The organism is Streptomyces toyocaensis (assembly GCF_000725125.1).
GTDB lineage: Bacteria > Actinomycetota > Actinomycetes > Streptomycetales > Streptomycetaceae > Streptomyces > Streptomyces toyocaensis.
This window is the reverse complement of sequence record NZ_JFCB01000064.1, coordinates 1-8881: the sequence shown is the minus strand read 5'-3', so window position 1 is coordinate 8881 and position 8881 is coordinate 1. Positions and strand designations below refer to the sequence as shown.

6 protein-coding genes and 4 pseudogenes are annotated in these 8881 nt (G+C 71.2%); 5 read left to right on the top strand and 5 right to left on the bottom strand.

Translation table 11 applies throughout. The features are described 5' to 3' along the window. The 4 genes and pseudogenes from BU52_RS36735 to BU52_RS35185 all read right to left on the bottom strand — a co-directional run. Window positions 1–191 (bottom strand): annotated as a pseudogene (locus tag BU52_RS36735) (lasso peptide biosynthesis B2 protein); the annotation flags it as partial. A gap of 137 nt (window positions 192–328) precedes the next feature. Continuing rightward, entirely contained in the window at window positions 329–586 is a 258-nt protein-coding gene (locus tag BU52_RS32500; RefSeq protein ID WP_037941429.1) for a lasso peptide biosynthesis PqqD family chaperone, read from the bottom strand. Next, window positions 583–2541, bottom strand: coding sequence for an asparagine synthase-related protein (locus BU52_RS32495; protein WP_235216489.1), 1959 nt, complete (start codon window positions 2539–2541; stop codon window positions 583–585). The genes BU52_RS32500 and BU52_RS32495 overlap by 4 nt, the downstream gene beginning before the upstream one ends. 44 nt (window positions 2542–2585) lie before the next feature. Further along, a complete protein-coding gene (locus BU52_RS35185) occupies window positions 2586–2693 on the bottom strand; it encodes a keywimysin-related RiPP (RefSeq protein WP_110635242.1) in 108 nt (35 codons plus the stop codon). 1254 nt (window positions 2694–3947) lie between these two features. On the opposite strand from BU52_RS35185, the gene BU52_RS36925 reads away from it, so the two are divergent. From BU52_RS36925 to BU52_RS32475, 4 genes and pseudogenes are all read left to right on the top strand, one after another. Continuing rightward, the gene (locus tag BU52_RS36925; RefSeq protein ID WP_268747638.1) at window positions 3948–4082 is read left to right on the top strand and encodes a hypothetical protein; all 135 of its coding nucleotides are present in this window, start codon (window positions 3948–3950) and stop codon (window positions 4080–4082) included. Then, on the top strand, window positions 4079–5095 hold the full coding sequence (locus tag BU52_RS32485; protein ID WP_037941424.1) for an SMP-30/gluconolactonase/LRE family protein: 1017 nt from the start codon (window positions 4079–4081) through the stop codon (window positions 5093–5095). Before BU52_RS36925 ends, BU52_RS32485 begins: the two co-directional genes overlap by 4 nt. 312 nt (window positions 5096–5407) lie before the next feature. After that, window positions 5408–6306: pseudogene (locus tag BU52_RS37225) on the top strand (IS110 family transposase); the annotation flags it as partial. A gap of 1040 nt (window positions 6307–7346) precedes the next feature. Beyond that, the gene (locus BU52_RS32475; RefSeq protein WP_107061332.1) at window positions 7347–7553 is read left to right on the top strand and encodes a hypothetical protein; all 207 of its coding nucleotides are present in this window, start codon (window positions 7347–7349) and stop codon (window positions 7551–7553) included. 9 nt (window positions 7554–7562) lie between these two features. Here the strand turns inward: BU52_RS32475 and BU52_RS36725 are convergent. Further along, window positions 7563–8670: pseudogene (locus BU52_RS36725) on the bottom strand (IS3 family transposase); the annotation flags it as partial. On the opposite strand from BU52_RS36725, the pseudogene BU52_RS34490 reads away from it, so the two are divergent. Continuing rightward, a pseudogene (locus tag BU52_RS34490) lies at window positions 8624–8860 on the top strand (transposase); the annotation flags it as partial. The pseudogenes BU52_RS36725 and BU52_RS34490 overlap by 47 nt on opposite strands. Between the last annotated feature and the right edge of the window lie 21 nt (window positions 8861–8881).

Here is an 8881-nt window from a genome sequence, read left to right as displayed (position 1 = left end):
TCCCGCGCCCGGGCGGCTTCGGTGAGGGTCGCGGGCCGGGCTCCGGGGCGTAGCCGCAGTAGGACTTTGCGGATGCGGGCGGGGGGCTGCCGGGCGAGCAGGTGGGCGCAGCCGACGGCCAGCCGGGTCACCAGCCGCGGACCGAGGGGCACCGACCGGGGGTCGTGCGGGACGACTTGCGAGGTGGACACTGTGGCGATGCCTCCGTGACGAGGACGGGACGGGACGGGACGGAACCGAACCGAACCGAACGGGACGGGACGGGTGGGGGCGGGGCTGGACGGGTGGGGGCGGGGCCCGGAGCGGGGAAGGACTGCGGCATTCCGGGTCAGGCGGCCAGGAGCCTTGCGGCGTGCAGTTCCTGGAGGATGCGGGTGATGTCCTCCTGGACCTGCTCGGCGGTCACGTCGTACCGGTCGGTGAGCGTCGTCACCGCCTGCTGCCTGCTCGTGCCGTCCAGCAGGGTCCGCACGATCAGCGCGGCGGTGGGATTGAGGGTGAAGTACTCGCCGCTGTTCTGGTCGAGCAGCGCCATGCCGTACTCGGTGTCGGCCGTCACCACTCCGGGGCGCAGGGTCATCGTCATGCTGTGATACCTCCTGTGTCGGTTTGCGCCGGCCGTAGCGGGCCGCGGCTTCGTTCGCGTGCGCGCAGCCACACCTCGCAGCCGACGGTCGGATGCAGCAGCGCGCTCTCCAAGTCGGCGGCGAGCGGCCGGACGCACCAGTCGCGCAGGGCCGCCTCGTCGACGAGGCCCAGCTCGCGCAGCCGGGAGTCCTCCCAGAGGGCGAGCAGGGCGGAGCGGTGGCGGCGCAGTCCGGTCTCCTCCTCCAGGGCGGCGTGCGCCTTGGTGGTCCGGTGCCGGACGGACTCGGGGACGACGCCCCGCATGGCCTCCTCGATCAGCGGCTTGTACCGCCATGGCGTCACCCGCTCCTGCGGGCGGACGGCGAGGGCGGCCTCGACGAGCAGGTCGTCGTAGTAGGGCGCGGCGAAGGTCACGCCGAGCGGCTCGGACATCTGCTGGACGTGCCGGGCGAAGCGGGCCAGGGTGCGCAGGGTGGCCAGCTCCCGGTGTCCGCCGTGGCCCAAGTCGAGCGGCTCGGTGTCCTTGGCCTGCGCGTGGATGAGCGCGCGCACGGCCTCGACGGCCGGCCCTGTGGCCCACGGGGGCAGTCGCGGCGGGGTGCCCCAGGTGAACAGCGGGACGGACATGGGGGGTTGGGGGAGGGTGAGGTCGTGCGCGACCCGGGCCAGCCAGGAGCCGTACGGGCGGCGGTCCAGGAGCTGGGCGATGGCTGTGCGGCGGGACCAGCGGTGCAGGGAGGTGAAGCCGCGGGCGAGTTGCCAGGCCGTACGGGGATGGCGCGGCAGCAGTCCGTGGACGTGTGCCGAGGCACCGCTGAACAGTTCGTCGCCGCCCATTCCGCTCAGGTGCAGAGGGGAGCCGCGCTCCGCGGCCCGCTCGATGATGTGCATCCGCCGATGGCGGTTGACCGCGTACAGCGATGGGGTGTCGAGGTCGTCGTCGAGCACGTCGACGCGGTCGAAGGTCAGGGGTACGGCGGTCGCGGGCACCACATGGTGTTCCACCGCGTCCAGCGCCTCCACCGTGCGGCGCGCATAGGCGACGTCGTCGCCGAGGACGTCGTGGACGGCGGCGGTGTAGGCGACGGTCTTCGCGCCCGCGCGGGCGGCGGTGGCGACCACCGCGGTGGAGTCGACACCGCCCAGGTCGGCGCTGATGAGTTCGCGGCCCGTGATCCGTGCGGCGACCGCGTCGGCGAGGCGCTCCCGGACCAGCCGGGCGCCTTCGGCGAGCGGCAGTTCGGCCGGTGGCGGGCTCCAGCAGCGGCTCGTGCGGAGCCGGCCGTCGCGGTCGAGCAGGACGCGCCGGTCACCGGGGACGACGTCGACGCCGCGCCAGACCGTCTGGGTGGTCAGCGGGTGCAGGATTCCGGGACTGAGCAGGTGCACGGCCAGGCGTGCCTCGTCCAGGTCCGCGCCCGCCACGTCGGCCAGGACGTCGGCACGGTCGGAGACGAGGTGGGCGCCGTGGGTACCGGGCACCTGGGCGACGAAGACGCTGCGGACGCCGGTGACGGTGCCGCGGACCAGCGTCCTGCCGTCGAGACCGGCGATCAGGTGGTGACTGCCGGCCCATTTGCTCGCGTGGGCGTCGGCGGCCTCGAGCGATCCGGCGCGGGCCGCGTGTGCCGCTTCCTTCTCGGTCACCGCGTGCTGTCCGAGCACGGCCAGCCGGGCAGGCCCGCACGCCACTGTCGTCAGGGCGTGGTCCGGCCAGCGGCCGATCAGCCAGGGCCGTCCCGACGCATGCGGGATCTCCCGGGTCGCGCTCGACCGGGCTCGCGCGGCGAGGGCCGCGACGGCATCGGTGTCCGGGAAGACCAGGAACCAGCAGGCCCCGGCGGTGGACGACGGGCCGGTCACCATGGGCGGGTCCTTCCGGTCGGGGACGGTCGGCGGTGTGCGGTCAAGCAGGTGGGCGGCACCGGCGGCGCCGCCCACGCGCTCGACCACTGTGAATTACGTGTGCATGCCAATCAGTGGTCGGTCGGAGAAGGTCAGAGCAGGCTGTGGCCGCCCAGCAGGTCGGGGCTGCCCGTCCCGGCCAGGCCCGTGACCTTCTGGAAGTCGCCGACCTTGGTGAGAGTGGGACGCTCGTAAGCCATCGTCATATCCCTTCGTCGATGAACGTGCCGTCGATGAGCGCGGGTTGTCCCGCACCTGATACCTGAGCCAGCGCGCCACCCCGTCGAGCGGGACGCCGACGCAGTGCACCAAGCTAGACGTGCGGTTTCCCCCGTCACAACAGGGTCCACAAGCCATCAGGGGCCTACCTCCGCCCCGGCGCTTTCGTCACATCTGCCTCACAGTTCCCATGATGCGAGCGATCGGTCATGTTCCGCTCGGGACGGGGTACTCGCGTTGCTCCCGCTTGAGGGTGGGAAGAGATTTCGGCCAGGGCGCGCCGGCCGTACGGGCGGCACGATGCGCGACGACACCGTTCTGACGTCGCAAGACATGGCAACCACAATTCCGATCGACGACACCGGCCGGCCAATCGCCGCCCTGCTGGCCGGGACGCCGTCCTTGCGGTTTGCGGCCGCGCGACGCCAGGCGCTGCGATCGAGGCGCGCACCGGACGGGTCAGGGCCGCGACGGCGTCGCGGTGGGCAGTAGGCGGGACCAGCCGCCCCTGGGCGGCGGCGCATCACCGTGCCTGGAACTGCGACGGTCACGTCACCCCTCGAGGGCGCCGGCCCACCCTCAGCGCCTGTGCATTCGTGTGAGCCAGGAATGCCACACCCCGACGCTCCGGATGCACCTGCCGACCACACGCAGTGCGCTGGTGAGGGCGTTACCCAACGCCGACGCTGCCGCCTTCCACCGCGGACCCATGACCAGCACGGATCCGGCCCGCGGCGCAATGCTCGCCAACCTGCTGCGCGGAAACCGGAACCTGTCCACCTCACCCGCCGTTGCCGCAAGGATTCGGCGTACCTGCAAGCGCCCGCTCCCCACGCACTGCGCACGTCACGCATGCCCAGCGGGTGCGCCCTCCCCGTGCCAGCGACGTCCACGCTCGATCGCGCCAGTAGGGCTTGGTCATCCTCACTCCTGAGCGGCGTGTCTGCTGGTCGGCGGGTGTCGTTGGGACGTGACACCTGAGGAGATGGCCCAGGTCCGGGAAAACCTGGGGGCGTTCGCGGCGGAGCTGTGCGACGGGTTCTTCCGTGCGGACCGGCGGCGGTGGGGGCAGGCGTACGTGCGCCACGCGGCCCGCCAGCCTGCTCGACTGGGAGCTCGTCACCCGCCGACCCCCTCTCACGGACCTCGCGCACCACCTCGGACACCGGATGCCGGCCGACGACGGCCGGCACATGCGGGCTTTCCGGCGCCAGCGCACCCACCTGCCTGGAAGGATGGCCGGGGAAGAAGTCGTCGGTGACCACCGCTCGCGCACCGGCACCCGGGTGACCAACCGAGAAGGGCCTGGTACCAGCGTCTTCGGCCTGTTCCGCATCGCCGTCATCGCCCAGGTAGGGAGCCAGCTGTGACCCCGCCCCGCCGTCTCCTCTCGCCCCGCCGCTGGACCCCGCCCCCGGCCCCGGCCCGCCAGGGCCGAACGCCCACCACGAGCCGCTTCGCCGTCACCCGCCGCATCGCGACCGGCGGTCACGGCCCCGAGGATGTGGTCTTCGACCGGCACGGCCACCTGCTCACCGGCCTTGCCGACGGCACCATCCTGCGGATCGACCCGGCGACCGGCACCCGCACCGTCGTGGGCAACACCGCAGGACGCCCCCTGGGACTCCAGCCCTCCGCGGACGACGCGGTCCTGGTGTGCGACCACGACCGCGGGCTGCTGCGCATGTCCGCCGACGGATCGCTCGAGGTACTCCTCGACACCGTCGCAGGCCGGCCCCTGACCTTCGCCAGCAACGTGGTCGAAGGCCCGGACGGCACCATCTGGTTCACCGTATCCACCCGCCGCTGGAACCTCGAGCACTACCTCGGCGACGTCATCGAGCACTCCTGCACCGGTCTGCTGGCACGCCGCGACCCCGACGGCGCCGTCACCGTGCTGCGCGAGGGCCTGAAGTTCGCCAACGGCCTGGCCCTGGCACCCGACGCCTCCCACCTGCTCGTGGCCGAGACCACCGGATACCGCATCAGCCGCTACTGGCTCACCGGACCGAAAGCCGGCACCGCCGAGCCGTTCGTCGACAACCTCGCCGGCCTGCCCGACAACATCAGCCTGGGCAGCGACCGGCTCGTCTGGGTGTCGATCGCCGCGCCCCGCAACACCCTGCTGGACAGGCTGCTGCCGCTCCCCGGTCTGCTGCGGGTCCTGCTGTGGAACATGCCCGAGGCCGTCCGGCCCAAGCCCACCCCCGTCGCCTGGGTCATGGCCTTCGACCTCGACGGGCGTCTCGTCCACGACCTGCGAGCGGACGACGCCTCGTACGGCTTCGTGACCAGCGTCGCGGAACACGACGGCACGGTGGTTGCCGGAAGCCTGCACGAAGACGACCTCGTCGTCCTCGCCGAGCCGACCGGGCGCGGGTGAGCCCACCAGGAAGGCCGAACCACCGCGGCCGGCCGCGTACCGCGTACGGCCACCGCAGGGGGCACCGTCCTGGCCCAGGACGAGGACGGCCTCACGGACGAAGACGCAGACTGCGGACGCCGGTACGCATGCGACCCACCGCGCTGCGTCGTCGACGCCTGCACTCCGCCCGGAACAGCCGGGCCCGTGACAAGAGGTGGGCCCCCACGACGACTCGGCCGCCGATGCGGAACAGCGAACAGGCCGCTGTGTGGAGCAAGACCGGCGAGGTCGTTCGTGCTACGCACTGCACGCACGACGAGCCGGAGCACGATGAACCGGACATGGGCCGGCACCGAGCGGGGCAAGAGACCACCACCACTGCCCGGCCCCGGACAGTGAGAGTGGCACGTTGCTGTCGCGACGGGTGGCCAACGACGAGCCCGAGCTGATGAAGTTGACCGGTGACGTCCTGGATCTCGCCGACGGCCGTACCGTCACCTGCGCCCTGGACATCACCGGCGGTGAGCCGGCGCTGATGATGCGCTGTCGGTCAACCACGGTCAGGAACTGGTCCATGTCCCCGGCATCGCCGCCAACCGGGCCTCGGACAGCTGCCGCGGCCAGGGCAGGACCGATGCCCGGGACGCCCGCGTCATCGCCGATCAGACGCGGATGCGGCGTGACCTCCCGCCGATCCGTCCTGACGACGATGCCACCGTGCAACTGCGGTTGCTGACCGATCCCGCGCCGACCTGGCTGCCGAACGCACCCGCACCGTCAACCGGCTGCTGTCGCTGCTGACCAGCATGGTCCCCGCCGCGGAGCGGGCCCTCGACCTGGAGACCCGCGGAGCGCCGGTGCTCCTGACGGGCTGCCAGAACCCCGGCGGCGATCCGGCGCACCGGCCACCACCGGCTGACCACCTGTCCTGCAACCGCAAGACCCGCGAATCCGAAGCGCCGGCAACGAAGACCGTGGAGGCCCCCGAGCGGCAGCACACCGCCGTCACGGGGGAGACCGCCACTGTGAAGATCGTCCTCACCATCACGAAGGAGGTGGTGACCCTCAACGAGAAGATCTCCGAGACGGACAAGCTCATGGAGGGTCGGTTTCGCGAGCACGAGCCCGCATGCGCGCAGTCCCTTCCGGCACGGGCTTGCGGTCCTCGCCTGCCCACGCCCCGGCGTCGTCCCGCCGGCTCCGGCACACAACCTTCCCCCTGCGAAAGTCGCGGTCACGCGCAGCAGCGTGCGACGGTGGACGGACAACGAGACGGGCCGACACACGAGTGCCGGCCTTTCGGGGAGCCGGGCGTTGCCCCCACTCCGGGCACCCAGCCCCCGCCCTCGTCGTCCACCCCCTCCCCAGGGATGCTTCGCTCTTGGGCTCATCAACCCCCGGAAGGGGGCGCGCCCTGCGTGAACATCACCACCACCATCCACGGCACAACCGCACGCATCACCCCGTACGGGGACATCGACTTCGACACCCTGCCCCCACTGCGCGCCGCCGCCGAAGCACTACCAGCACACGTGACCGACCTCATCCGGGACCTGAACCACACGGCTTTCATGGACACCGCGGGCCTCCACCTCCTCTGCGCGCCCCGCCCGCCCGCCCGACCGCCCGGACCGTCACACGACCGCGACAGGACTACGCCGCCAGCCGCTGCGCCTGCTGCTCCTGGCCGCCGACCTGCACCCCACCACCTTCGACAGCACCCGCCTGCTCCCCGACACGCCGCCCCACGCCTCCCGGCAGGCATCAGAGCGGCGGCCCTGAGGCAGCACCCGGACAACCCTTCGCCCACTCTGCCGGCCATGCCGCGGACGAAGATCGGTGCCGCCCAGAGCCACGATGACAGGGACAGCGCCGCACATCCGCAACGGTTGGCGGCACCGCCGCTCGCCGCTGGTGTCGTGGATGCCTTCGTCGCGTCCAGGGCCCGGTCTCGGTGTAACGGCGGTGCCGGTGGCCGGCAGACGACGGGCATGGCCGACCAGCTCGGCCCGGTACCCAAACCGTCATAACGACATCACGCATTCAAGGTCAGTAACGCTCGGACGCACCACGTTGACCAGGGCATCGCCACCCCCAAGGGCCCGCAGCTTGCAACGAAGCTCCAGGAAGCCGGTGAGGCCGTCCGTTTTCGGCCCTCTCTCACGGGCCGGAAGGCAAGGGACGTGCAGGGGGTAGGCGGGTAGGTATGGATGGCACACGACTCCGACAGGATGCTCACAGCTCACAGGAAACCTATGCCCGGGGAACGATGCGGATCTGGCGGTGGGCCAGGTGGGCCGCACTCGTCCTCGCGGTCAGCTGGGCGGTCAGCTGGGTCGTCAATCTCGCCCGGGGAGACGGGGGACGGGACCTGTGGTGGCCTCTGATCAGTACCGTCATCTGGACAGGCCTGACCGTGAACGGCTTCGTGACCTACCGCCGGATCAGGACATGGGACTGCTGCACGAACAGGTGACAGCGGGGTTCATGCAGCCAGGGCTGCGGGTGGGGTCATGGTGGTCTCGTACTCGATGGGGGTCAACCGGGCCAGACGTCTCTGACGCAGGCGTCGGTGGTAGGTGCGCTCGATCCAGGTGACGATCGCGATCCTCACTTCCTGGCGGGTGGCCCACGCACGGCGGTCGAGGACGTTCTTCTGCAGCAGCGCGAAGAAGCTCTCCACGGCCGCGTTTTCGCCGGCCGCACCGACTCTCCCCGTCGACCCGATCATGCTGTGACGTGCGAGAACGGCAACGAACTTCCGGGAGCGAAATTGCGACCCGCAGTCGGAAAGCACGATGCATCCGGCGACCTGACCTCGACGGGCGACGGCGGAGTCCAGGGCCCTGACGGCGAGACCGGACTTCATCCGGGTGCCGATGGCAGTGGCCCACGATGCGGCTGGAGTACACGTCCTTGACCGCGCACAGATACAACTTGCCCTCGCCGGCCGCGTGTTCGGTGATGTCCGTGAGCCACAGCCGGTTCGGGGCGTCGGCGGGGAAGTCGCGCCGGACCCGGTCGTCGTGGACCGGCGGTCCGGCCTTGGCGTTCTTGCCGCGGCCCCGTCGCTCGCCGAAGACGCTCCACCAGCGATTGCGCGGCAGATACGCCAGGCGGTCCGCTCCGCCATCGACTCACCGGCGACGCGGGCCTCGTCGAGAAGGAAGCGGTGACCGAACTCGGGATCGTCGCGGTGCGCGTCGAACAGGGCGTTGGCCCGGTACGCCTCGACGAGCTCGAAGTCGGTGACAAAGAGGCCAGCCACCGGTAGTAGGGCTGGCGGGCCAGCCCGAGCACCCGGCACGTCACCGCCACCGGCACCCGGTGAGGGGCAGCGGCGGCGGCCGGCTCGCGGACGAGCGGGTACCTCATTTTCCCAGCAGGTTCGCCTGCGACGGATACGCCGCAGCCCTCCGGAGTACCTCGTTCTCCTGCTCCAGCAGCCTGATCCGTCTGCGGGCCTCACGCACCTCGGCCGACTCAGCCGACGCCGTTGCGGGCATGGAGCCGCCCTCGTCGGTGTCGCCGCGGCGAGGCCACTTTCGCAAGCCCGGGACCAGAGGTTTCACTCCCATCCCGAAGCGGTGGGCGGTCGAACGGACCTACGGCTGGCTCATGCTGCACCGCCGCCTGGCCCGCGACTACGAAACCCTGCCCACCCGATCCGAAGCCATGATCCACCTCGCCATGACCGACCTCATGGCCCGCCGCCTCACCGGCGAGAACACCATCTCCTGGCGCTACCCCGCAAAGGCGCATCAACCACAGATTCCGGGATGAAACAACGGGAGAAAACGACCT